Source organism: Mucilaginibacter ginsenosidivorax (assembly GCF_007971525.1).
Lineage (GTDB): Bacteria > Bacteroidota > Bacteroidia > Sphingobacteriales > Sphingobacteriaceae > Mucilaginibacter > Mucilaginibacter ginsenosidivorax.
In genome coordinates this window covers 1,776,292-1,802,312 of the sequence record NZ_CP042437.1, presented here as the reverse complement: position 1 = coordinate 1,802,312, position 26,021 = coordinate 1,776,292, and the positions used below count along the sequence as shown (strand labels likewise).

Annotated in this window: 23 protein-coding genes; 7 read left to right on the top strand and 16 right to left on the bottom strand. The window is 43.2% G+C overall.

The genetic code is table 11. The annotated features are described in order from the left end of the window. Positions 1–34 precede the first annotated feature (34 nt). Positions 35–430 carry an energy transducer TonB gene (locus FSB76_RS07585; protein WP_147053006.1) on the bottom strand — a complete coding sequence of 132 codons (396 nt, stop codon included), beginning with the start codon at positions 428–430 and terminating at the stop codon, positions 35–37. A gap of 126 nt (positions 431–556) precedes the next feature. Further along, the gene (locus FSB76_RS07580; protein ID WP_147053005.1) at positions 557–874 is read right to left on the bottom strand and encodes a hypothetical protein; all 318 of its coding nucleotides are present in this window, start codon (positions 872–874) and stop codon (positions 557–559) included. Between the two features lie 169 nt (positions 875–1,043). Here FSB76_RS07580 and FSB76_RS07575 point away from each other — a divergent pair, with 169 nt between their 5' ends. Together FSB76_RS07575 and FSB76_RS07570 are read left to right on the top strand one after the other, a co-directional pair. Beyond that, a complete protein-coding gene (locus tag FSB76_RS07575; protein ID WP_147053004.1) occupies positions 1,044–5,360 on the top strand; it encodes a hybrid sensor histidine kinase/response regulator in 4,317 nt (1,438 codons plus the stop codon). A 94-nt stretch (positions 5,361–5,454) separates the two neighbouring features. Further along, positions 5,455–7,191, top strand: a complete 1,737-nt coding sequence (locus FSB76_RS07570) for a thiamine pyrophosphate-dependent enzyme (protein WP_147053003.1) — start codon at positions 5,455–5,457, stop codon at positions 7,189–7,191. Between the two features lie 77 nt (positions 7,192–7,268). Here the strand turns inward: FSB76_RS07570 and FSB76_RS07565 are convergent, their stop codons facing one another. The 4 genes from FSB76_RS07565 to FSB76_RS07550 are packed head-to-tail and all read right to left on the bottom strand — an operon-like array spanning position 7,269 to position 12,069. Further along, complete coding sequence (locus FSB76_RS07565; protein ID WP_147053002.1) at positions 7,269–8,582, bottom strand: acetylxylan esterase; 1,314 nt, start codon at positions 8,580–8,582, stop codon at positions 7,269–7,271. A gap of 23 nt (positions 8,583–8,605) precedes the next feature. After that, positions 8,606–9,493, bottom strand: a complete 888-nt coding sequence (locus FSB76_RS07560; protein WP_147053001.1) for a hypothetical protein — start codon at positions 9,491–9,493, stop codon at positions 8,606–8,608. A 10-nt stretch (positions 9,494–9,503) separates the two neighbouring features. Further along, positions 9,504–10,862: an acetylxylan esterase gene (locus FSB76_RS07555; RefSeq protein ID WP_147053000.1), complete on the bottom strand. Its 1,359-nt coding sequence runs from the start codon at positions 10,860–10,862 to the stop codon at positions 9,504–9,506. Further along, positions 10,837–12,069, bottom strand: a complete 1,233-nt coding sequence (locus FSB76_RS07550; protein WP_147052999.1) for an acyltransferase family protein — start codon at positions 12,067–12,069, stop codon at positions 10,837–10,839. Before FSB76_RS07550 ends, FSB76_RS07555 begins: the two co-directional genes overlap by 26 nt. Before the next feature lie 167 nt (positions 12,070–12,236). Between FSB76_RS07550 and FSB76_RS07545 the strand changes: the two genes are divergently transcribed. Continuing rightward, positions 12,237–13,109 (top strand): hypothetical protein, encoded by an 873-nt coding sequence (locus FSB76_RS07545; RefSeq protein ID WP_147052998.1) that lies wholly within the window; start codon positions 12,237–12,239, stop codon positions 13,107–13,109. Between the two features lie 28 nt (positions 13,110–13,137). On the opposite strand, the gene FSB76_RS07540 is transcribed toward FSB76_RS07545, so the two are convergent. The 6 genes from FSB76_RS07540 to FSB76_RS07515 form a co-directional block, all read right to left on the bottom strand. Then, a complete protein-coding gene (locus FSB76_RS07540) occupies positions 13,138–14,088 on the bottom strand; it encodes a TIGR01212 family radical SAM protein (RefSeq protein WP_147052997.1) in 951 nt (316 codons plus the stop codon). Positions 14,089–14,187: 99 nt separating this feature from the next. Beyond that, a complete protein-coding gene (locus FSB76_RS07535) occupies positions 14,188–14,967 on the bottom strand; it encodes a DUF5995 family protein (protein WP_147052996.1) in 780 nt (259 codons plus the stop codon). A 125-nt stretch (positions 14,968–15,092) separates the two neighbouring features. Next, positions 15,093–16,088 carry an MBL fold metallo-hydrolase gene (locus tag FSB76_RS07530; RefSeq protein ID WP_147052995.1) on the bottom strand — a complete coding sequence of 332 codons (996 nt, stop codon included), beginning with the start codon at positions 16,086–16,088 and terminating at the stop codon, positions 15,093–15,095. 76 nt (positions 16,089–16,164) lie between these two features. Continuing rightward, on the bottom strand, positions 16,165–16,995 hold the full coding sequence (locus FSB76_RS07525; RefSeq protein WP_147052994.1) for an alpha/beta hydrolase family protein: 831 nt from the start codon (positions 16,993–16,995) through the stop codon (positions 16,165–16,167). Positions 16,996–17,004: 9 nt separating this feature from the next. Continuing rightward, complete coding sequence (locus FSB76_RS07520) at positions 17,005–18,531, bottom strand: carbon-nitrogen hydrolase family protein (RefSeq protein WP_147052993.1); 1,527 nt, start codon at positions 18,529–18,531, stop codon at positions 17,005–17,007. Between the two features lie 76 nt (positions 18,532–18,607). Further along, positions 18,608–18,982 (bottom strand): DoxX family protein, encoded by a 375-nt coding sequence (locus FSB76_RS07515; RefSeq protein ID WP_147052992.1) that lies wholly within the window; start codon positions 18,980–18,982, stop codon positions 18,608–18,610. A gap of 166 nt (positions 18,983–19,148) precedes the next feature. Here FSB76_RS07515 and hemA point away from each other — a divergent pair, with 166 nt between their 5' ends. Beyond that, entirely contained in the window at positions 19,149–20,375 is a 1,227-nt protein-coding gene (gene hemA / locus FSB76_RS07510; protein ID WP_147052991.1) for a glutamyl-tRNA reductase, read from the top strand. Between the two features lie 179 nt (positions 20,376–20,554). On the opposite strand, the gene FSB76_RS07505 is transcribed toward hemA, so the two are convergent. From FSB76_RS07505 to FSB76_RS07490, 4 genes are all read right to left on the bottom strand, one after another. Continuing rightward, complete coding sequence (locus FSB76_RS07505) at positions 20,555–21,553, bottom strand: ABC transporter ATP-binding protein (RefSeq protein WP_147052990.1); 999 nt, start codon at positions 21,551–21,553, stop codon at positions 20,555–20,557. A gap of 184 nt (positions 21,554–21,737) precedes the next feature. Next, positions 21,738–22,586 (bottom strand): outer membrane beta-barrel protein, encoded by an 849-nt coding sequence (locus tag FSB76_RS07500; RefSeq protein ID WP_147052989.1) that lies wholly within the window; start codon positions 22,584–22,586, stop codon positions 21,738–21,740. A gap of 30 nt (positions 22,587–22,616) precedes the next feature. Beyond that, positions 22,617–23,429, bottom strand: coding sequence for a hypothetical protein (locus tag FSB76_RS07495; RefSeq protein WP_147052988.1), 813 nt, complete (start codon positions 23,427–23,429; stop codon positions 22,617–22,619). Further along, complete coding sequence (locus FSB76_RS07490) at positions 23,389–23,958, bottom strand: RNA polymerase sigma factor (RefSeq protein WP_147060911.1); 570 nt, start codon at positions 23,956–23,958, stop codon at positions 23,389–23,391. Before FSB76_RS07490 ends, FSB76_RS07495 begins: the two co-directional genes overlap by 41 nt. Positions 23,959–24,127: 169 nt before the next feature. Here FSB76_RS07490 and FSB76_RS07485 point away from each other — a divergent pair, with 169 nt between their 5' ends. From FSB76_RS07485 to FSB76_RS07475, 3 genes are read left to right on the top strand one after another with little or no spacing between them, the layout of a single operon-like run. Further along, complete coding sequence (locus FSB76_RS07485; protein WP_147052987.1) at positions 24,128–24,358, top strand: hypothetical protein; 231 nt, start codon at positions 24,128–24,130, stop codon at positions 24,356–24,358. Between the two features lie 2 nt (positions 24,359–24,360). Further along, the gene (locus FSB76_RS07480; protein ID WP_147052986.1) at positions 24,361–24,729 is read left to right on the top strand and encodes a type II toxin-antitoxin system VapC family toxin; all 369 of its coding nucleotides are present in this window, start codon (positions 24,361–24,363) and stop codon (positions 24,727–24,729) included. Positions 24,730–24,745: 16 nt separating this feature from the next. Continuing rightward, positions 24,746–26,011, top strand: a complete 1,266-nt coding sequence (locus tag FSB76_RS07475) for a metal-dependent hydrolase family protein (protein WP_147052985.1) — start codon at positions 24,746–24,748, stop codon at positions 26,009–26,011. The last annotated feature ends 10 nt before the right edge of the window (positions 26,012–26,021 follow it).

The following is a 26,021-nucleotide window of genomic DNA, read 5'->3' as shown; positions in this document are numbered from 1 at the left end:
TGTTAACTGAATGAAAGTTTTTAAACGCCCGATTTTAACTGAAAGTAACCGGCGTGGTATAGGCTACCCTGCGCGCAACGCCGTTTTGCGAGCCTGGCTTCCATTTGGGCGAAAGCTTGATAACACGTACCGCCTCTTTATTGGCCTCGGCGCTCAGCCCTTTAATCACTTTAATATGATTTAGCTTTCCGGTCTTCTCCACAACAAAATAAACCAAAACCTTGCCCGACGCGCCTTTTACAGGCCTTAATTTTGATTTGATAAACGCGGTAAGCTTATCCTGCCCACCCGGAAACTGCGGTAGTACTTCGCCGGGTTCAATGGTAGCGGTGTTGCTTTTAACGGTATCTTTTTGTTCATGGGCAAACGAGTGTTGGCCGATAAAACAAAAAGCTAAAATGGCAATGATTGGTAAAAGGCTAAATTTCATATTTCCGGGTGTTAAAGTAAATTCGTTATTTATATTTTATGTGCAAGCCCTACCATAACAACAAAACACAAACTTTGTTGGTATATGGAAAATTTGTTTTAATTGGATAGCACGTTTTTTAGTCTGTTAATCAATAGCGTTAAATTCTGCAAACATGTTGCCGGCCTCGGCAAGGCTGTTTAGGTTTACATAGTCGCATACCTCTGCATATTCGGCCCACAACTGGTGTACAACGGGGTTGGCATGTGCCTGCCTGATGGCATCGGCCGATAACCATTCAAAAACTTCTATAACAGTGCCATCAGCTGCCTGCATAATTACGGCTTCGCGGTTAGTAACAAGCCCTTCGGCCCTTAAACGTGGCACATGGGTTTTGGTGAGTTCTTTCAACTCCAGGGCTTTGCCTGGTTTGGGTTTGTAAGCTACAATGACTATGCGTGCCATAAGGGTATTATTAAATTTAATAATCTGAACCAGTTTTTAACGTGTTTATTCCTATGTACCTATGTGTCAATTTTTTAATAAATATATAAAATGTTACTTAATGCCAACTTTACTCAAATGCAATCGTATAAAAACAGCATAAAGCTAAATTAATTTTTTTTATATCGTGATGATTAAACCGCACAGATGGTTTACATATTTGGTTAGGGGGCTTGTATTGTTTACAATCCTTTTATCCCCAAAAGATGGTAAAACACAAGCGCCCGAAATAAAATTCAAGCAAATAAGTATCGAGCAAGGCTTGTCAAACAGTTATGTTTTTGCAACGCGGCAGGACAGCCGTGGTTTTATGTGGTTTGGCACACAAGATGGGTTAAACCGTTACGATGGACAGCAGATGGTTGTTTACCGCAATATTCCGGGCGATAAACATAGTTTGAGTGACAACCTGATCAAGTATATTTACGAAGACAGCAACAAAATTTTATGGATAGGTACTGTAAATGGGCTTAATAGCTTTAACCCATATAGCAATTCATTTGCACGTTACACTCATGACGCTAAAGATAAGAATAGCATTAGCGGTAACATGATTGCCTGCATTTTTGAGGATACACAGCATGTTTTATGGGTAGTTTCTGAAGATGGTGGCCTTGATATTTTTAACCGTCAAACAAAGCAGTTTTTACATTTTGCCCACAGCAAGAAGGATGGCAACAGCATTAGTGCGGGTTCTGTTCATTATATTTTAGAAGACAGGCAGAACAGGCTTTGGATAGCAACTGATTCTGGTTTAAATGTGTACAACCGCTCTGCCAAAAAATTCAACCTGGTAAAAAACAAGCTCGGATCCGCGGCTAACAATATACAATCAATGCAGCTGGCCCGGGATGGCAAACTTTGGCTGGCCACTAAAACTGCCGGGGTGCTGGTTTTCGATCCGCAAAATAGTTCTTTTAAGCAGTATCAACATATCACCGGATCGGCAGGTAGCCTATCTGGTAATGAGATAGCGCTTGCCGGTTTGCTCATTGATCACGAAGGCCATGTTTGGGTAGGTACCATAAACGAAGGGCTTAATCTTTATAACCCGGCTGATGACAGCTTTTATCATTATACTCATAAGTTTTACGATCCGACAAGCCTTGCACAAACCTCAGCTTCGGGTTTGTTTGAAGATAACCAGGGTAACTTATGGGTAGGTACAGGTCGCGGAGGTATCAGCCTGTACACCCCTGCTGCCAACAGGTTTAATGTTTACCGGCAGGAAAAAGATCCCAATAGTTTAAGTTTCAGCGATGTTAAGTCGTTTTGCGAGGATAGCAGGGGCTATATCTGGATTGGTACAGATGGAGGCGGGCTGAACCTGTTTAACCGGGAAAAAGCAACATTTAAACATTTCAGATACAACGAGGCCGACGCGGCAAGCATTGGCTCGGACGCAGTGCTTGATATTACCGAAGACCTGGATAAAAACCTGTGGATAAGTACCTGGGCCGGCGGGTTAAACCTGCTCCGCCCGGGGAGCACCAGGTTTACCCGTTTTAAAAATAATCCGAATGACAAAACAACCATTAGCTCGGATATGGTATTTAAAACATTCCAGGATAGCGAGGGCAACCTGTGGGTAGGCACTTTTGGCGGGGGGCTTAACCTGCTGGATGCTAAAACCCATCAATTCAGGCGTGTTACCAAAGATCCTGATGGTGTTACCGAATTTTTGGGGAATAACGTATTTGTGATTAACCAGGATAAAGCCGGCAATGTTTGGTTTGGCGGCGACGACGGCGGCTTAAACTGTTATAATTTAAAAAGCAGGAGGTTCTCTCATTATTTTAATGAATTGGCCAAGAAGCCCGATATCCGGGTGATTTTTACCGATCATAAGGGGCGCCTTTGGATTGGCCAAACGGGCTTGTATCTTTTTGATGCGAAAAAAAACGCGTTTGCTCTTTACAATAAACAACCAGGCCAGTTTGATGATATGATCAAAGGTATAACCGAAGATGAATTTGGCAACCTATGGGTATCGGCTAATGATGGCTTGTCTATGTTTAATCCGGATAAGCACACCTATAAAAAATTTAATATTCATGATGGCCTGCAAGGAATTGAATTTGAATCCAATTCGTTTTTAAGGGCAAAAGATGGCGAAATGTTTTTTGGCGGTACCAAAGGGCTCACTACTTTTTATCCTAAAAATATCAAAATTAACACCTTTCTGCCGCCTGTTTTTATTACCGGGCTGCAGATTTTTAATAAAACCATCGTTCCGGGCGAAAAGGATTCTATATTAAAAACCGATATTTCTTTAACCAGGCAACTGCATTTAAACTACAGGCAAACATCGCTTACTTTTGAATTTAACGGGTTGAATTATGTAATACCCGAAAATAACAGTTATGCGTACAAGTTGGAAGGATTTGATACAAGCTGGACAACTGCCGATGCTACAAAAAGAGCTACTTATACCAATCTTGATCCGGGTACTTATACATTCAGGGTAAAAGCATCAAATAACGATGGCTTTTGGAACCCCAAAACTGCTTCGGTTCGGGTTATTATTACGCCTCCTTACTGGCAAACGCTTTGGTTCCGTATTTTGGCGGCGCTAACTTTTATTGTTGGCATTTATTCCTATTACCGCCACCGTATCGATGGTATCAACAAGCAAAAAATAGCGCTTGAAAAGCAGGTTAAAGAACGCACTGCCGATATTGCGAATAAAGCCGAAGAATTGCAAACGCAATCAGAAGCGTTGCAGGCGCAGGCCGAAGAGCTACAGGCGCAATCAGAAGAATTACACTCGTTAAATACCGAATTAACTATAAAATCGGACAAGTTGCTTGAGCAGGCTGACGACCTTAAAGTGCTTAACCAGCTGCTTACCGAACAAAAACACCAGGAGCATTTGGCCCGCGAAGAAGCCGAAAAAGCCAACCTGGCAAAAAGTACTTTTTTGGCCACCATGAGCCATGAAATACGCACCCCAATGAATGGTGTAATAGGAATGGGATCATTATTGGCCGAAACCAATCTTGATAGCGAGCAGCGTGAGTATACCGATACGATTATCAATTGCGGTGAAAGCTTGCTGAATGTGATTAACGATATTCTTGATTTTTCTAAAATAGAATCGGGGAAAATTGAAATTGAACATGAGGATTTTGTGCTTCGCAAAAGCATAGAAAATGTGATGGATGTGTTCTCGACCAAAATTGCCGAAAAACATATTGATTTAATTTACGAAATAGATACTGATGTACCGGCATGCATTGTAGGCGACGAACTTAGGCTTAAACAGGTGTTGATAAACCTGGTAAGTAACGCCATAAAATTTACCGAGAAAGGCGAAATATTTATAAGGGTTTTTGCGGCATCCAAACCTCATGACGGTAATATACTGATAGGCTTTAGTGTGAAGGATACCGGTATTGGTGTTCCTGAAAATAAGTTATCAAATTTATTTAAGCCTTTTAGCCAGGTAGATTCTTCCACCACCCGAAAATATGGGGGCACAGGGCTTGGCTTGGTAATCAGCAAAAAGCTTGTTGAGTTTATGGGGGGCGAGATTTGGGTTCAAAGCCTGCCTTCAGAAGGCTCGGTTTTTAATTTTACCATTACCGCCGGGGTAAGTGATGCTAAAGCGCCGCGCGATGAGATGTATACAACCGCGGGTTTTAAAGGCGTGCAGGTATTGATTGTGGATGATAACACAACCAACCTCAAGATTTTAAAAAACCAGCTTGAGAACTGGGGAATGGAGGTTACTGCAGCTACTTCGGGTAAAGAAGCCCTTAATCAATTGGTAACTGATAGCAGTATACAATTGGTTATTACCGATATGGAAATGCCCGGGATGGACGGCGTTGGCCTAACCAAAGCGATAAAGAGCATTAATGAATTAATACCGGTTATTATGCTTAGTTCAATAGGCGATGAGAGCAGGAAAAAGTTTCCGGGATTATTTGCAGCTATTTTAATAAAGCCTGTTAAACAACAGTACTTATTTAACAGCCTGCAAATAGCTTTAAATTTAAATAATAACAATTCGCTGCCTGAAGGTAAAAGCAAACAAATACTCTCGGTTGATTTTGCGGTGCAAAACCCGCTTAGCATACTTGTTGCCGAAGATAATCCTGTAAATCAGAAATTGATACAACGCATTTTAAGTAAGCTGGGCTACGCGCCCCAAATGGTTCAGAATGGTTTTGAAGTTTTGACTGAAATGGAAAAAAACGATTTTGATGTGGTGCTGATGGACGTACAAATGCCCGGGATGGACGGACTGGAAACAACCGCTAATATTAGAAAAAACAGCAGGCAGCAACCCTATATCATTGCCATGACGGCAAACGCTATGGCCGAGGATAAAGAAGTATGCCTGCAGGCCGGTATGGATAATTATATAGCCAAACCAATGAAGCTGAACGAGATCATTGATATGTTGAAAAATGTTTCGACTACTTATAAGCAAAAAGCCTGATGGCCTATAAAATATTTTATCGGCAATAAGGGATAAATTGAAAACCCTTGCCCTGTAATTTGGTTAAGCTATACAAAAGATAATCAAAATTGACATGGCAAAAAAAGTTGCAGACCAATTGGTACAGATGTTGGTAGATGCCGGCATCAAAAGAATTTACGCGGTAACGGGCGATAGCCTTAACGAAGTAAATGATGCCGTAAGGCGCGAAGGCAGTATTCAGTGGGTGCATGTTCGGCATGAAGAGGCGGGGGCCTATGCCGCCGGCGCCGAAGCGCAGCTAAACGGCCTTGCCTGTTGCGCCGGCAGCAGCGGACCGGGCCATGTACATTTAATTAATGGCCTGTATGATGCCCACCGCTCGGGTGCACCTGTTATAGCCATTGCATCAACAATTGCCAGCTTTGAGTTTGGTACAAACTATTTCCAGGAAACTAATACCATTAAGCTATTTGATGATTGCAGTTATTATAACCAGATAGCTACCACACCAAAACAATTGCCGCGCATGCTGCAGGCCGGTATTCAAAGCGCATTGCATCAAAAAGGTGTTGCCGTAATTGGCCTGCCGGGAGATTTAGCCGCAATGGATGCCGTTGAAATAGAAACATCAATCCAAAACTTTACGCCTGCGCCGGTTGTCCGCCCCACAGATGCTGACTTGTATGAATTAGCCGCATTGGTTAACCGTTATAATAAGATCACCATATTTTGCGGTATCGGTGCTGCCGGTGCGCATGACCAGGTGGTGGAGTTATCGCAAAAGCTGAACGCTACGGTAGCCTATTCGTTTCGTGCTAAAATGGATATCCAGTATGATAATCCTAATGAAGTGGGCATGACGGGCTTGCTTGGCCTGCCATCGGCTTACCACAGTATGCATGAGTGCGATCTGCTGATTTTGCTGGGTACCGATTTTCCGTATACCCCTTTTATGCCTGCAGACTGTAAAATAGTACAGGTAGATATTAAGCCCGAACGGCTTGGCCGCCGCGCCAAAGTTGATGTTGGTTTATGCGGAACCGTAAAAGATACTTTAATAGCGCTGCTGCCCCTCATCTCCCAAAAACAGGACAACAGCTTTTTGCAGGCCCAGCTAAAAGTGTATGCCGATGTTAAAGATAAAATGCAAACCTACGTGGACAATAGCGGCGAAACCGATAAAATTCACCCCGAGTTTGTGGCTCATGTACTGGATAAACTTGCCGCCGGGGATGCAATTTTTACAGTAGATACGGGGATGTCGTGCGTATGGGGCTCGCGCTATATTAATGCTACAGGTAAGCGACAAATGATAGGTTCCTTTAATCATGGCTCGATGGCTAATGCCATGCCCCAGGCCATAGGCGCGGCACTGGCGCGGCCAGCACAACAGGTGATAGCCCTTTGCGGCGATGGCGGGCTATCGATGCTTTTGGGCGACCTGGCAACCATTGTTCAGTACAAATTGCCTGTTAAAATTATTGTTTTTAATAACCGATCGTTAGGTATGGTAAAGCTGGAGATGGAAGTTGCCGGCCTGCCCGATTGGCAAACCGATATGTACAACCCAGATTTTGCACTGGTTTCCCAGGCTATGGGCATTAAAGGTTTCACTGTTACCGAACCTGGCGATGTAAGGCAGGCTATAAGTAATGCCCTTGCTTTTGACGGCCCGGCGCTGGTAAATGTTTTTACCGACCCTAATGCCCTGGCTATGCCACCGAAAATTGAATTGAAACAGGTTGCAGGCATGGCGGTTTCCATGACCAAATTAATGCTTAACGGCCATATGGACGAGGTATTGGACACCGTGAAGGCCAACTATAAGCATTTGAAGGATTTACTGTAATGTACTTTTAAAACAAGCCAAACTTATGTATGCTGCCGCGGGTTACGCTTCACTAAACCCGCGGTAGCATTTACATTTTAAAACAAGCCAAACTTATCGCGCATTCTATGCCCTTCTTTTATGATATAGGTCATTGGTACTTCGTGGCCAAGATCTTTAAAAACCATAATGCCGCGGTACTTGCGGGGGATGAGATTGTAAAAAGCATATTCGTTATTAGGGGGCGCAAGGTGGTCAAGCAAGCCGATACCCAGCAGGATAGGGGTTTGAATATTTTGCGCAAAGTTTTTGATGTCGAAATAATCGAGGTTGTCCAATACCTTATCAAATTTAATCCCTTTTTCGCCTGCGTATTTGTGTAAATCGTACATAGGCCAGTCGTCCTGGTCAGAAAGGTTGCGGATGTCGCTCAGGATAGGATTTTGTGATGAGATGAGCTGCACACGGTTGTCTAACCCCGCCACTGCGGCCGCAAGGAAACCGCCCATACTGCCACCAGACACCTCGATGCGTTTAGGGTCAAGCTCGGGTCGCGAATAAATGAAATCTATCGCACGGATACAGTCCATAATGGCCCCGCGAAGCACATATTTGTTTTTATCCTCTACGTTCAGGCTAATAAAATCGAGCCTTTTAGGGTGAATAACATCGCGGCTGTTGCCCTGGCCACGTACATTAAGGGCCATAATGGCTATATCATCATCCTCTCCCAACATGGGTTTTAAATCAACCTGGTAGCCGGGCAATGCCAAAAAGGTGCTAAATCGTTTATTTTTAATGGTGCTTTTAGGAATAGTTAGCCAGCCGCGAACTGTGATATTATCCAGTGAGCGCATCTCTATTAAATAAACCTTGCGGTTTTCGGTTTCCTGATCGGCTTTTTCGATCATCTTGAATTGCGGATTAACCGTGGCTAATTCACTTTTGGTAGCTTGCCAAAAACTGTCAAAATCAGCAGGGCGACCATGTTGCGATTGGATCTCTTCCGGGCGGATGCCAAACACGCGGCGTGTTGTGTCGTCGTAATCAGATACATTGATCATGAAGTTGATCTTATAAAATCCTGGTTTTTGTTCGGGTATGGTAAAATCGAAGCGGCTGCTGCTTTGTTTGGATATATTTACCTTCCTGCTTTCTTTTGCAACTGTAACCCCGGCAGGCGTAACCGCTATGTACGATACCGTACCGGTTTGCGGCGCATCGGTAGTGTTTTTTACGTTGAAGGTATAACTGGCGCGGCTGCTAAAAACGGCATCTTTACTCCCTGCTATAAGCGTGGTTGATACTTCCTGATCAGCTTTATGAACAGGTGTTTTCGCGTTTGCATGTTCTATCGTTAAAAATATGGCGAGTTGAATTATCGGGATAAGGGATTTTAGGCTGATCATCATTCTGTATTAAATATATGCTAAAACTAACGGGTATCTAACCTGTAATTCAACGATGCCGAAAGGCTTGTACCCGCACCAGTATTGCGGCCGGTTATAAAAGTTCCGCCGGTTAAAAACAGCGATAAGTTTTTAGTAAAAGCATGGCCATAACTTGCCGATACCTGGTTAAACGCAAAATTTTTACTGGTATTAGGATTTGCCGAAATAATAGGATTAGGATTTATAAATGAATTATTGCTGGTAGCGTAAAAGCCGCCAATACTTATCGAGAATTGCTCCCTGAACTTTTTATCAAGCGTTAAACCATACGTTAGGTTATACCTGTCCTGGAAAACAGATTCGCTTCCAAAATATTCGCGCACGGCATTTTCGGCAACAAAATAGCTTTGTTTGCCAAATAAATGCCCGCTGCCGGCAAAGGCAAGCTTAAGCTCCGATCCGTAGTATCCATAACCCAGGCTTGCATTATTGCGGTAGGTAGGGATAATACCGGTAGCTTTTATGCTGAAGTAGTATTTGTAATTGATGTTGGCCAGGTAATATTTAAGACCAATTTCAATATCCTGCAAACCCGATGTGGTAATGGCATGTGTTATACTATCGGTATTAAAGTAATTCATGGAATAAGGTACCAGGGCAGATAGGGTAAACTTTCTGCTGATGCCATATTCGCTATAAAAGGCATAACTAACAGAATGAAAACGTCCGTTGTCGTCAAATGCCCGCCGGTGACTTGTGGAATCGAATTGCTTGTTGGCAAAAAAGTAACTTACCGATGGTGATAAAATGAACCGGCCCGGCCTTACCGGAAAGCCATCGGCATAGCTGTAACGTGGCGCAAAAGCTATTAGTATTAACACTGCAAGCAGGTATTTAAATAGCTTTTTGTTTAAGGTCAAGTTTTTATCCATAGGTATATCTTTAAAATAATCCAAAGGTATCGCGCATCCAGGCACCTTCGTAATCCTTATATTTTTGGCTCACCTCGTGCCCCAGGTCTTTAAACACCATAACTTTTTTATCGGTATTTAAAGAGTTGTAAACCGCAAAGCCGTTGCCCGGCGGCACGTAAGGATCAAGCAAACCCAAACCGAGCAGAATAGGGCACTTAATATCAGTTGCAAAGTTTTTTGTATCGTAGTATTCCATGTTATGCAAAACCTGGTCAAATGTTACACCAGGTTTGCCGGCAACATATTTTCTGATATCTTTTATTGGCCATTCAACGGTACCAACCAAATTGTGCACATCGCTCAGGATGGGGTTTTGTGCCGAGCATATGGTTACCCGCTTATCCAATGCCGCAAGAGCAATGGCCAGGTAGCCGCCCATGCTGCCGCCGGTAGCCAGGATTTGATCGTGCCTTAACTCCTTACGCGAGTAAATAAAATCAACCGCGCGCACGCAATCCATAATTACGCCCCGCATCACATATTTGTCCCTGTCTTCAATATTGTATGATATAAAAGCATCGCGTTCGGTATGTATAACATCGCGGCTGTTGCCCTGGCCCCTGGTATTCAGGGTGATGATTGCCAGGTCATCGTCGCGTCCTACAATAGGTTTTAAAGTAACCTGGTAGCCTGGTAAGCCTAAAAGTACCGAAAATTGTTTGTTTTTGTTGTTGTTTTTAGGAATTGTCATCCACCCGCGGATAGTAAGGTTATCCAGCGATTTCATTTCGATGAGGAAAACCCTCCGGTTATCGGTATTTTGTGATACGTCCTCCGTTACCTTAAATTGAGGTTTTACTTTAGCCAGCTCGGCTTTGGCATTAGCCCAGAAACTATCAAAATCGGCAGGTTTTGGAAATGCAGATTTTACTTCATCGGCCCTGATGCCAAATGCCCGTCGGGTAGTATCGTCATAATCAGATACGTTGATCATCATGTTAAGCTTATAAAAACCGGTTTTAAGCGCAGGGATTTCAAAGCTGTAGTGCTCCGTGCTTTTTCTTTCAATTTTTACAGGTTTTGAAAGGGTTTTAATTTTTACACCTTTTTCGTCGGTGATAAGGTATGATACCGTGCCTTCCTGTTGGGTATCATAGGTATTTTTTACGTCGAAGGTAAATGATGCAACCGAATTAAATATGCCGTCTTTGTTGTTAATATTTAATATAGTTGATACGCTTTCGTCATCTTCTTTTTTAGGGTTAACCGGCGAATCGTGCTGCGCAAATACCTGCTGAAAAGCAAATAAAGCCCCAATTAAAATAAAGTATCTTTTTAATTTACGCACCATATTATATTCACTAAGCATTGATGTTTTCCGGCTCATTTTCGGGCTTACGCGATTTGTTTTTAATCAGAAAGTCTGATTTACGGATATAATGATTTAACGGTTCCTCAATTAGTTTAAATAAAGTGATTGAAATTATATTTAAAACGATAAAAGCATACAGAAGGTTTAAGCTATCGTACTCAAATGGCGAATGCCACTCCACTCCCCATTTATCATAAAGTGCAAAAGTATAATCATTAAGCCAGTTAAAGCCAAAATGCAAAAAGTTGTACATGTAACCCAGGTGTACCAGGTAAAATATATAAGAGCTTTTGCCCAGTAGCTCCACAAACGGAGTTGCCAATACTTTTTTCAGCAAGGTTGTCTCGGTAAGTATACCATAAAAAAACAACGTAATTGATAAAGCCAGCAGGTAGTTGTTGGTGATAATGCCCAACGGGTTATGCAGGCCGGCTTCCTGTCCCTTTGGGATAGGTAGTACCGACATGATCCATACGCAAAAGAAAATAAGGAAAAAGCCCAGGTAGGTAAGTTTCTTTTTGCTGCTACCATCCGGCTTTTGCCTGCGCACAATAAGGGCAAGCTGTATGCCTGCAAAAAACTCAAAGCACCGGCCCAAAAAGGTATACAACATCATGAAAGTGAAGTTGCCAAAAAAGCCATACCAGTTAACATGGCTAAATATTAATACAAGCACTACGCCCAGGCCGGTAACAGCAATAGGCTGGATATAAAACTTTTTGTATTTGGTGGCTATCAGGAAAATGAACGGTGCCGAAAAGTAAAAGCATTCTTCAACCGTTAACGACCAGCCCTGCGCTACCCCGGTAAATTTAAGCTGATCAAAAAAGCCCCGCAAAAAAACAATGTTCATCAGGAACATGGCTATGGGGTTATGCCCGGCGGTAACAATTTGATTATTGGTAAAGTAAAAGGCAATGAACGCCCCTATGGTTAAAATGGCATACATGGGGTATATGCGCGCAACCCTGTTTTTAAGGTACTGCTTAAACCAGTCTTTAGTAAGCTTAAAGCTATCGAAATACCTGAAAGCAATTAAAAAACCCGATAATACAAAGAAAATTGTAACCCCAATGTGGAACTCGTTAAAAAAGCGTTGCACAGAGTGAGGAAATTTTTCATCAAATACATACGCAAAGTGCGATATAAAAACCAGGTAGGCAGCCATTGCGCGTACACCGGTTAGTGCTGGAATATAATTTTGTTGCGCTCTCTGTGACAAAACGTATCTAAGTTAGAAATTTTGGACGGATTTTTTCAACTATGGGTTAACAAAACTGGTACCAAACAGAAATGTAACAGGCACGGCTATTTGCTATCCACGCCAAAATAGCTATAGCAATGTTGCAAATAGAAAATATTTTATACTTTAGTTACTTACTAGACTTTATGCGCAAACTATTACCATCGTTGCTTTTGCTTTTTTGTTTTAATAACCTGCGGGGGCAGGAAATCATAGAACAATTTTTAGGCATTGATAATTTTCCGAATAAATTTATTATAGCAAACAAGGTTGTACGTCGAGTTAAGTATGAATATAAACTGAACGGCCATGGTATTGCTGATTCTACTTATATGGGAGCCATAAATTTCAATTATAACAATGAAGGGCATCTTACCGACCAGGTTCACTTTGATAAAGACAATTATTTGGACGAGAAATACGTGTATTTTTACTATGATTTTGGCTTGATTAGCAAAAAGATTGAATACGAATACCCTAAGCGAAAGTTGTATCCCAGAAGTTTAAACGTGACGCATGAGTTTGCTTACGATAGCATAGGCAGATTGCAATATCATGTAAGTTATAACCAGGATACATTGTTTGTAAACCGTGATAAAAGAGATTATGATGCTAAGGGACGCCTTTACCGGATTACAAAGACGACTAATAATTTACCTACATACGTATCCAATATGGCCAGTTACAATGAAGATAATAACCTGGAAGTGATAGACTACTTCTACAAACAAAATACGCCCGACTTTAGCTATAAGATGAACACAGATACAACAGAGCAGGGAGATAAAATTATCAATATATCTAAAATTGTACCTGGAAAAGACGAGGATTATTGGTGCACCTACAAATTTAACCGCTATAATCAATGCACTGAAATAATAGGGTTTGACGTTGTTGGTTTGCAGAAAACCAAGTACACCGAAAAATTAATATATAACACAGACGGCACTTTGTATACCATGATTTTTTATATCAACAAAAAGATGCGCAGTATGTATAAGTTTTACTACCATAAATAATTTGGTGCTGCTATGGTTAAGGATTTAACTACAACGCACTCCCCTGTACCACACCCCGGCTCAAGATTCTTTGATCAATATAATATTGGATCTCCGATTTTTTTAGGCCCCAGTTTGGTGCTATCAGTAGTTCGCGGTCGCTTAGGCCAAACAGTCGCTGGATCACGATATCAGGGCGAACGCGGGGAAGTAGTTCGCATAAAAAGTCGGCATATTCATCAATGCCAAACAGTTTAAACGGTTCGCGTTTGTATTTTACGCCCATCACCGATCCTTCTACAATATGCAGGTGATGGAATTTTACAAATTTTATCTGCGGGAAACGGTTTATCTCATCGGCATATTTCAGCATCATTTCGTGGGTTTCCCACGGAAAGCCAAAAATGGTGTGCACACAAATATCCAGTTTGCTGTTCTCAACCAGTTTAAGGGCTTTTACCAATTCCTCGTGGCTGCAGCCACGGTTTATCTGGCCCAGGGTTTCGTTGTATATCGATTCCATGCCCATTTCAAGGTCAACGTCAAACCTATCGGTATAACTTTCCAGCAGGGCAATTTTTTCGGCATCAATACAGTCGGGGCGAGTGCCAACGCTCAGACCAACAATATCTTCGGTACCATAGCTCAGCGCCTCATCGTACATCATTTTTAAATAATGCGCAGGGGCGTAGGTATTGGTATTGGGCTGAAAATAGATGATGAATTTATCGGCCTTGTTGCCTTTGCGGGCACGTTCCATACCTTCTATCACCTGCTGGCGAACGGTTGGCGCGTTACGGCTGACTGATGGGGTAAACGAATCAACATTGCAATAGGTACAGCCGCCATAGCCTTTGCTGCCATCGCGGTTGGGGCAGGTAAAGCCGCCATCAACAATTACTTTGAATACCCGGTGGCCTTTATATTTTTCCTTAAGCCAGGGGCCGTAATTGTTATAACCCTTTTCCCAAATCGCTGTTTTCTCTCCTGTTAATTGCATTGTGCCGCAAAGATAAGGAATTTGTTGCAGGTGCGTGTTGCGGGAAATAGCAGGTGATAAGTCATTTACCTATTACATACACAGGTTGCCCCAATAAAATCAATTTACCTTCAAATAAGCTTTTTTATACTCGCTTAGCACGGTGGTTATTTTTGACGGATTTCTCCACTCAAACAAGTGGATTATCCAAACAGTAAAACTTAATAACCCTACCGGGGCAACAATGCCCAGGCCAAGTTTGTTGATGTCGGCATCGCGGCTGCTTATTAGGTTAATGTAATCCTGGCCGGTTCGCGTGTAAAGGTCTTCGGCAAAGCACCAGGCGCCATCACGGGCGTTACCAAGCGCAAATTGAATCAGTATGGAGTTGTTTTGCGCGTGCAAACCGGCTAATGACATTAATGGAGATACCTGGTTTAGCTCGGTAATAACCTCATATGTGAGGGCAGATAAAATGGTGTTGATGGCATTAAAATCGTTATGCACCTGGGTCAATGATTGGTTAAAAGCCCGGGCAGTTTCAACAACGGCGATACCCAAATCAAGGTTAATGTGCGCGTTCATGCCGATAAGCAAATGTTGCAGCACCATTTTTCGGGGTTTATTAAATATGCCGAAAGCAAGCGCCCATGATGCCGAAGGTTGCTGTTTTTGTTGCCATTGATGATAGGCCGTAATATAGCGGCTTGCGAAAGTAACATCCAGTTGCTCCATTCTTTTGCCATCCTCAAACTCGCCGGCCAATATTCCCTCTTTTACTTTACAGGTTACTTTGTGGTACAGCGCAGCAAAATACCCGGCCCGGCTGCCGGTTTGTATGGCATCGGTAATGATGGTTTCCAGTTGTGTTATAATTTCATCAATTGTTGTAGCTTGCATAGAACTGTATCCGTAAGTTTAGGCAGGTAATTAAACTTAAAGATAGCGCAATAAACCGGATGAACAATACATGGTTCAATTACTTTTGGACCGATATCAGGATAGCATTTTTGCTTGGGCTGTACCTACATAAACTTTTTCCACCAGGCCGAGTTATAAGGGCCTTTAACTTCGGTGGGCTTACCCGGTTCGGGTACAAAAAGATCTATCTTTTTATCTTTGGCAAATTTCTCCAAACGTTCAACCGGCTCGTACCAGGCGTGGGGGGCCAGGTTAAACGTGCCGTAGTGTATAGGCATCATGAGCTTACCTTTAAGGGCTATGTGGGCATTTGAAGCATGATCTGGCCCCATATGGATATCCGGCCAGTATTTGCCGTAAGCGCCCACCTCAAGCATCGTTAAATCAAACGGGCCAAAGGCCTTGCCAATCTCTGCAAAACTGGGCGACCAGCCAGAATCGGCTCCAAAATAAATATTGTGTTTGGGACCTTTTATTACAAAACTTGCCCAAAGGGTTTCGTTTCGGTTTACCACGCCGCGGCCCGAAAAATGCCTTGATGGGGTAGAGGTAACAACAACCTGGTTCCCTATCAGCACGCTATCGCCCCAATCCATCTCGAATACAAAATTTTTAAATATACCCCATTTTTCAAGATACTGGCCTACGCCAACCGAACAGTAAAAAGGGATATCGGTTCCTGCAAAAAATTTAATCGTTTCCTTATCCAGGTGGTCGTAATGGTCATGCGATAGCAGCACAGCATCCAAAGGCGGCAAATCTTGTAATGCAATGGCAGGCTTAAAAAAACGCTTCGGGCCGAAATATTTGGAGAATGACGCCCTGTCGCCCCAAACCGGGTCGGTAAGGATACGTTTGCCATCTATTTCAATCAATATGCTTGAATGGCCAACCCAGGTAATGCGCAGGCCGCTTTCTGGCGCGTCGTTATAAATTTTAACGTCGGTTTTAAACGGACCTATCGGTTTTTTTGGAGAGTTCTCGGCTTTATTGCCCATATACTCGCGTAAAATGGGAATCATTTTGCCAAAACCTGCCTCGTCGGTAGGGATAACGTTGATGTATTTTTTTGCCTTTTTGCGGGATGCTTCTAAACTCATGTGAACAATAATAGTACTTATACCGGGTGTGATAACTTTAACACAAAAAAGTTACGATAGATTGTTGCCGTCGGTTTTATTTACTTAAAAATGATATTGTTGTATCGCAAAATGCAATCAGCGATGCCGGTAAAACATCGCTTAAATAAGGATGGGCACCGCCGAAAGTATGGTCGCCGCCAGGCAAAATAAAAAATTCAGCATCGGGATGTGCTGCGTACAATTCTTCGGCATGGCTTAAAGGAACTGTTTGATCTGTGTCGCCGTGCATCAATAACCAGGGCTGTTTCACTTTAGCTGCCTGCGCCAATATATCCAGGCGTTTAGGATGTTTATCCAAATCGCCCAGCAGGGTTGCTTTTAAGGGCATTTGTTGCCCTGTGCGCTTATTGGGCATGTAAATAATACCCTGTAAACGCCATTGTATCTCTATTTCTTCGGGCCAAAGGTTATAAAAGCTTGATATAGATGCCATGGTAACCAGCTTTTTTATCCGGCTATCCTCTGCCGATTTAACGATGCTGATACCGCCGCCCATGCTGTGGCCAATAAGGTAAACCCCACTGGCCGCTGCCATGCCCGATCCGCTGCAGGCAAAATCAATAATGGTATCCAAATCCTCCAGCTCTATCGAAAATGTATTATCGCTAAAAGCTATCAGGTCGGTAAAATCAAGCGGGTTATCGGGTGTTGTGCCATTGTGCGAAAAATTGAATTTAAGGTATTTAAACCCGGCATTGGCAAAGTAGCCGGCCACCAAATTATGCGTGCCCCAGTCTTTAAAACCTTTAAAGCCGTGTGCGAAGATAACTACCGGCGCGTTTTTAAAAGCGTCATTGTAAGTTACGTCTATCAGCATGGGCCGTCCTTTGGCGCCGGGGAGGGTGTAATTATCTTTACGGATCATTACCCAATACTACACTTTTTTCCCGTTAAAAGTAATATTATACAAATCGGTCCTGCGGTCTTTCAAATTTTGTACGCTGCCGTACTCATGCAGTTCATCCAGCAGTGAAAGGTCCACGTCGGCTATTACAATCATTTCGCTGTTCGGCGTGGCTTCAGATTGAATGCCGTTGGTGGGGAAGCCAAAATCCGACGGCGTAAACACTGCCGACTGCGCGTAGCTGATGCCCATGTTATTTACATTGGGCAGGTTGCCCACACAGCCCGCTATAGCTACATAACATTCGTTCTCAACCGCGCGTGCCTGCGAGCAAAACTTAACCCGGTTGTAGCCGTTTTGGGTATCGGTTAAAAATGGTACAAACAGGATCTGCATGTCCTGGCTGGCCAGTATCCGCGATAACTCCGGGAACTCCACATCGTAACAAATCAGGATGCCTATTTTGCCGGCGTCGGTTTCAAATACCCTAACCTCATCGCCGCCACGAATACCCCACGAACTGATCTCGGATGGGGTAGGGTGAATTTTGTAAACCTCTTCCATACTGCCATTGCGCCTGAACAGGTAGGATACATTGTATAACGAATCTTCAAAAATGGTAGGCATGCTGCCTGCTATGATGTTTACATTGTATGATACCGCCAGTTTTGAAAATTCTTCGATGATGGGCTGGGTATATTTGGCCAGCTCGCGCATGGCTTTGGCACTGTCCATGTGGTTGTAATCGGCCATTAAAGGAGTACCAAATAACTCGGGGAACAATATGAAATCTGCCTGGTAATCGCTTACCGCATCTACAAAGTATTCGGCATGTTTTAACAGTTCACTAATGTTGTTGTACGGACGCATCTGCCACTGTACCAGGCCAATGCGCACTACCGTTTTTTGATTAATAGCGTTGCTGATTTCCTCGTAATATACATTGTTCCATTCTATCAGGGTAGCAAAGCCCTTGCTGCGGCTATCCTCGGGCAGGTAATTGCGCAGCACTTTGCGCACGTGAAAATCATTAGCCAGCTGGAAGGATAGGGTAGGGTCATATATCTCTTTATACTTTACCTTATCAATATACTGGCGTGGGGTAAGATCGTTTTGGAATTTTTGATAATTGGGTATGCGGCCACCTGCAATAATGCTTTTCAGGTTCAGCTTTTCGCACAGGGCCTTGCGGGCATCATAAAGGCGGCGGGCCAGGCGCAGGCCGCGGTAGTTTGGGTGGATAAATACATCTATACCGTATAATACATCGCCCTTATCGGTATGGGTTTTAAACGTACTATCGCCGGTAATTTGTTTGTAGGTATGGTTATCGCCAAATTTTTGATAATCGACAATAATAGCTAACGCGCACCCTACCACCACATCGTTCACGGTTACACAAATTTGCCCTTCGGGGAATATTTTGATGAGCTTTTTAATGGAGTTAGCGTCCCAATAATCCTCGTCCATATCCATGTATGCCGATTTCATCGACTTTTTCAATTCCTGGTAATCGTGTACTTCCAGGTTACGCATTTCAACACTTTGCAAATCCATATTGTACTTTTAAGATGCTGTATCCTTAAATAAAAAACCCGGTGATTTGTTTTGCCCTTAAGATAAGCCTTTGATGTTAATTTTTGCGGTGCCACCATACCCACAGCATCAATGCCGGTTGTAAAATTAAGCGTACCCAGGCAATAAGTGGTGTTACGGTTATGTTAGCTAATTTAAAAGGCGCATCAATAAGCATCTGGATATGAACCGGTAAAAACGCGGCCAGCATCAATATAATTCCATATATGGCCCAGGGCCTTGTTTTGGGCCGTATCAGCATGAGCGCGAATGATATTTCTGCTACCCCGGCAATAATATTCATTAAAACCGGGAAGGGTATATAACGCGGAATGATATGGATGTAGGATTCGGGATTAAGGAAATGATTTATGCCCGCAAATGCATAACCAACCACCAATATGAACAGGCTAACCTTTTTTACAAAACGCATTCGTCAATATACATAATTTTGCCGGGTATTGTTTTAAGCAGTTTTTATGTGGTTTTTCGGCCATTTCGGCTAATTTATAACCATTCTAAATACCTCTGTTTGACAAAGTGTTGACATTGCATCGCATATATAGTGATATTTTTGTTCGGTCAAATTTAAAACTGCTTTGAAGTATTTAAAGGTTATTGCTTTTACACACAAACAGATTGAACTGAAGGAAATAGGAAGATTGGTGGTTTGCCAGGAAAATCTAACTGAAAAGCTTCAACAGGTTAAAACTCAATTTGGAATACCGGAAATATTCTATCTGGCTACATGTAACCGTGTGGAATTTGTTATGACTACCCCACAGGTAGTTGATAAAAACTTTGCCAAACGGTTTATTGAAGCTTTTAACACCGAGCTGTGTGAAAACTCCCTGAGTACTTTCATGGATGGCGCTTCTATTTACGAAGACCAGGAAGCTATGGTACACCTGCTGCGTACTTCATGCTCGTTAGAGAGTTTGATAGTTGGCGAAAAGGAGATACTGGCCCAGCTGCGCAAAGCCTACGAACATTGTAAAGAAGCAGGCCTTACCGGCGACGGGTTGCGCATGATTATGAACTGCGTGGTTAAAACAGCCAAGGAAGTTTATACCCATACCAATATCTCAAAAAATCCTATTTCGGTTGTCTCGTTAGCTTATCGTAAGCTTAAAGATTTAAACCTTTGCTCAAACGCCCGCGTATTGATTATCGGAGCCGGCGAAACCAACCGAAATTTATCTAAATACCTTCAAAAGCATAAGTTTAGCAACTTCGCAGTTTTTAACCGTACTGTTTCAAAGGCGGCTGAACTGGCCAAAGACCTAAACGGCGAGGCATTTGACCTGGAGGCGCTTAAAACATACAATAAAGGCTTTGATGCCATTATCACCTGCACATCGGCAGTTGAACCTATCATCACTCCCGAAATTTACCAATCGCTGCTTAACGGCGAAACCGGCAAAAAAACCATCGTTGATTTGGCCATCCCTAACGATACTGCTCCCGAAGTTTTAGAGCAATTCCCTGTTAATTTTATCGAAGTACATTCATTAAACGAGGTTGCCAAACGTAACCTGCAGGAGCGCTACCACGAACTGGTGCACGCCGAAGGTATTATTGAACAAAATATAGCCGAGTTTTTAACCCAACTGAAACAACGCCGTATTGAAGTGGCCATGCGCCAGGTACCCGAAAAGATCAAAGAGATCCGCAACACGGCCATCAATTCTGTTTTTGCTGATGAAGTACAAAGTATGGATCAGCAATCGCGCGATATCCTTGAAAAAGTGATTAACTACATGGAGAAAAAATATATCAGTGTGCCCATGATTATGGCTAAGGATATATTGATTAATGAGAATTGATTTCCATTAATTTGCAGCTGCCGCGGGTTTAACGAAGTGTAACCCGTGGTAATACATAAATTAAGCTTCCAGCTTAATTTACCCTAATAATTTTCATGGACGATGATTTAAGCTGAAAGCTTAATTTACATAAACCACGAGTTACGCTTCGCTAAACTCGCGGCAGCTATTAAAAGGATTTAATACTCCAGCCACTTCCAAAACCTAACCGATACCATATCACCCTCTTTGTAACTATCGGGTTCGCCGTTGGATACGCGGAGCAGCACGCCCTCTTTTTCAAGTATCAGGTCTTCATAAAAACCACGGAAAAGGATTTGTTTTATTGCCCAGCTTTTGGTTGATGAGATCAGTTTGATCCTTATCCAGTCGGGATAAATTACTACGTGGTCTTTTATGGTTTCAATACCGCAAATCTGCGCGTCGGCAGCGCTAAGTACATTACAATTACTTAGCAGTTGGGCGGTATACAAATGCTGCGGGTGTTGATACAAGGTTTTTGGGTGCCCCTGCTCCACTATTTGGCCGTTTTTTATCACCACCAGTTCATCGGCCATAGACAGCACCTCGGCCGGATCATGCGACACCATGATAACCGTAATGCCAAGTTCTTTTACAATCTGCCTGATATCCTGCTGCAAACCCTCCCTGAAGGAAGTATCTACCTGGTTAAACGGCTCATCCAGTAATAAAACCTGCGGGCGGGTAATGATGGCCCTTGCAATGGCAACACGCTGCTTTTCGCCGCCACTAAGGTCGGCCACCCGTTTGTCGGCCATGTGGAGCATGTTGAGTTGTGTTAAAATTTGCTCTGTTTTTTCCTTTTTGGCTTTTAGGTCGGTTGCGGGCAGCATGGCTGCTACGTTATCCCAAACTTTGGCAAACAGGTTCAGGTCGTCGGTATGCTGGGTAACCATTTTCATGGCATCATGACCGGGAATCAGCTTTTCTTCGGGCCCCCAGATGCGTTCGCCTTTAAACTTAACAATGCCTTCATCAGGAGAAAGCAGACCGTATAATAATCGCAGCAGCGTGCTTTTCCCGCTTCCGCTTTCACCAATAATAGCCGTTATTTTTCCGGGTTGGATAGAGATATCTGTATTTTTAACACCGGCCGCCTGTTTACCGGGATATATTTTACTTACTGCAATAGCCTGCAAAAAAGGAATGTCTGACATTAAGGCAAAGATAGCAGGATTTGGTGAATGGTTGATTAGGTTAAGTGGTTGATTGAGTTGGATTAGGTTGATTAAGTTGGATTGAGTTCGATTGAGTTGATTGGGTTGTGGTGGAAACCTAATCAACCGCTTAACTTACTCAACTCAATCAACTACTTAACCTAATCAACCACTCACCACAACATTAAAATCCCAGCGTCAATCCAAAGCTGAAGTTTCTTAACCCTTCCTGGGCGGGGCTGTTTTCAAACATATCGTTAAAGTAGTATTTGGCGTAGATGCCCATGATGCCGTAGCCCATGCGGATGAATGCGCCTTTGCGCAGTTTGGCAAAGTGATAATCGTCGTCAAATTTTTGCTTGCCGCGTTCTTCGCTTATTTGTTTTACACGTCCGTTAAGCAGGATGCCAACCTCGGGGCCCACAACCAGGCGGAAGTAGTTGCCACGGCTATCCTCATGACTGCGGTAGTAGAATGATAAGGGAATGCGCAGGTAGCTTGATGAAAACCGGTTTTTACTGAAATGTATACTATCGGGCAAGTAGGTTAACACCGGCGCATTGCGTTGTATGGTAATATCCTGGCGCAGGCGGATGTTGGTCCAGTCGAACCCGCCCGAAACATATATTTTGAAGGCGCTGTTAAAGCGGTAACCAAATTGTACCACATCAAACCCAAAGTTGGCTGTTTTGGCCTGGCGGTAACTCAGGAACTGGTTATTGGGCGACAGCGTGAAGCTGCCATGGTCAAGCAAAGTAGCAAAGCCAAGGTCGATCCTTGAAAAGGTTATTCCGAAAGAAAAACCAGGGGCTTTTGTCCTTTGTACTTTTGTGCTGTCGTTGCTATATGGCGATACATAAGGTGCATCATGGCCAAGCCCTAATTTAACTTTGATATGTTTTTTGGTTACAATAGTGGTATCTGTACCGGTTTTGGTCGAGTCGACTATAGTGGTTGTGGTAGTTGTGGTGGTTTGGGCAAAGCCGTAGCTTGCTGCAACGCATAGCATTGCCGTTAAAATTAAACGTTTCATATTCTCGGGTATATATTTTTTCTTTAGATTTTATTTTTCTTTTTTTACTTTAATGATGCCCAGGTTTACACCGGTAATGGTGGCATCATCCTCATCGGTATTGCTAAATTCAATGATCTTATCTTTACGTTTATCAACAGCGGCAATCATCACATTAAACACATCGCCCAAGCTTCTGATCTTATGCTTTTTTACCGGCACCGTTGGCTTAATAGTTGCCACTTCTGTTGGGGCTACAGGCGATTTAATACCCGCAAAAACCGGGGTTTCGTCAATATGTTTTGGGAATATCCTGGTAACTGTATCTGGCTGTAACGCAACTTTTACTTCCTGCTTGTTAGTTGCCGACGCTAACACCGGCTGCTGATCGGCGGGTTTTGCAATATCCCTGGCAGGTTCAGCTGTAACCGGGATTGCTGTAATAACCGCTTTTTTATTCGGTTTGTGTATGCTAATAGCCGCTAAACTGTTAGCCGGAGCTGCCAACGCTTTTTCTGGCTGTTTACCGGCAGAAGTTTCAGGCTGTGTTGCCTGGATTGGCCCGGCAACCGTTTTTGGTTGTATCGGATGGCTGACACCCGCCAGCCCATCTTTTTTAGGGTTGATTGTTTTTACTTCTTTTGGGATAAATAAAACGCCGGCGGTTATCAGTAAAACTGCTGCCGCGGCAATACTCAGGTAGGGCAGCCATACCCTTTTGCGTTTGCCTGCATCCAATTCGCCGGTAATTCCTGTCCACACTTCTGCCGATGGTTCTATCTCGTAATCGTTTAATGCCGATTGAAATAGCTTGTCCAGATCCTTATCCTGCATATCCATAGCTTTTGCTCTCCATTTTTGCAATTTGTTCTTTTAATATCGTTCTCGCCCTTGATAGCTGCGATTTTGATGCCCCTTCGGTGATGCCTACAATTTCGGCAATTTCTTTGTGTGCGTAACCTTCTAAAGCATACAGGTTAAATACAATGCGGTAACCCGGTGCCAGTTGCTGTATCAGCCCCATCAGCACTTTGGCATCAAGGTTGGCGGCAGCTATCGGGTTAACCGATGGTTCGGTGCCTGCCTCGTCCATATCAACCACCTGCATCATTTTGTGGTGCTTGCGATAGTATTCAATAGAACTGTGTACCATAATGCGCCTTACCCAACCTTCAAATGATCCATCTGCCCGGTAATCAGTCATCTTGCCAAAAACTTTTATAAACCCGTTTTGCAGCATGTCTTCGGCCTCCATTCTATCGGTAGCGTAACGCATACACACGGCCAGCATTTTACCGGCCAATTGTTTGTATAACAATTCCTGTGCCTTACGTTCGCCCGCTTTGCAGCGTTCAACCAATTGTTCGATAGTATATTTAGGTTCCAAAAACATCATTTAAAAGTAAGATGGTAACCTGCGGCAAATGGTTGCATGGGGTTTGAAATATTTTTTTAGTTGGACGACTGAGCTTTTATAACCTGTTTTTAGTGAATAGCAAAGTAATCATTTGTAATCGGGTTTGAATAATTGTATTTTTGAATAAGGCTAATAGTGAAAAATCATGGAACTGATACTAAAATCTAATAATGAACAAAGCATTGCTAAGATTATAGCTCTGGCGAAAAAGCTAAATGTTGTTGTTGAAAAAAAAGATGCAGATAGTAATAGCAACGATAAAGCTGCTATAAAAGAAAGGATTTTAAACTTTAAAGCGTCAAAACCTTCTCCATTTGGTGATGCAGTAGCTTGGCAAAACGAACAGCGAGAGGATCGTGATCTGCCGTTTTCCTAATCATGATTTCATTAATCGACAGCAATATTCTCATTTATTCTTTTTTAACTGAGTATCAATACTTACGGGAGATTATCACTAATGAGTTTTCCTGTATTTCTGAAATATCAAGAGTTGAGATTCTTGGATTTCACGGATTAAAAAAAGACGATGAAAAATATTTTCTTGACATATTTGACGTCATCACGATTATCGCTCCCTCGACCGAAATATTTGACTGCGCAATACAGATTCGAAAATCTCATCGATTAAAGTTAGGCGATAGTATTATTGCTGCTACAGCATTAGTTAACGGACTGAATTTATACACGCGAAATGTTTCTGATTTTGATAAGGTTACAGGTTTAAAATGTGTCAATCCTATAAAGTAAGCTATCTTTATTGATAATGAAGAAAACAATAGCCACAATAATACTCCTCATTTTTTGCTTGCCCGCATTTGCCCAAAAAACAGAAACCTATATATTACTTAAACCCGACCGTGTTTTCGACGGTGAGCAGATGCACCCTGGCTGGTGGGTACTGGTAAATGGTAACCATATTGAAGCAGCAGGGGAGCCCGCTACGATAAAAATACCCGACAATACTAAGGTGATTGACCTGAAGGGCACAACGCTGATGCCCGGACTAATTGAAGGCCACTCGCACCTTTTCCTGCATCCTTATAATGAAACCGCCTGGAACGACCAGGTACTTGGCGAAAGCCGTGCCGAACGTACCGCCCGAGCGGTTAACCATGCCCGAGCAACTTTAATGGCTGGCTTTACTACCGTGCGCGACCTGGGTACCGAAGGGGCTGCCTATGATGATGCGGGTTTGAAAACTGCGATTGAAAAAGGCATAATCCCCGGCCCCAGGATGTTGGTGGCCACCCGGGCAATTGTAGCTACCGGCAGTTACGGCCCTAAAACTGAAGTTGCCGAAGCCAGCATAATTAAAGGCGGCGAAGAAGCTGATGGTATTGATGGAATAGCAAGGATAGTACGGTCGCAAATTGGCCATGGGGCAGATGTAGTGAAAATTTATGTGGATTATCGCTGGGGGTTAAACGGTACCGCAGCTCCCACCTTTACCGAAGAAGAACTGAAGGTAGCTGTACAGGTAGCAAAAAGCAGCGGCCGCACGGTTGCCGTACATTCGTCAACTACCGAAGGCATGCGCCGGGCTATAGCGGCAGGCGTAACCACCATTGAGCATGGCGACGGCGGAACACCGGAACTGTTTAAGCTGATGAAGGAAAAGGGTATAGCCTTATGCCCAACCCTCAACGCTACGGAATCCATTTCAGGCTACAAAGGCTGGAAGAAGGGCATCGACCCGGCCCCGGCAGGAGTAAAGCAAAAGCATTACATTTTTACCGAGGCATTAAAGGCCGGTGTTACTATTTGTATGGGCGGCGATGTTGGTGTATTCAGCCACGGCGATAATGCACAGGAAATGATATTAATGACCGAATACGGCATGAAATCCTTAGCGGTACTGCGCTCGGCAACATCGGTTAACGCCGCCGTTTTTGGATTGAAGGATTTAGGGAATATCAAGGCCGGATGCCTGGCAGACTTAGTTGCAGTGAATGGTAACCCGGTTGAGGATATGAAAGTTTTAAAAATGGTGAAGTTGGTAGTGAAAGATGGGGTGGTGGTAAAAGAATAATTGATATTTT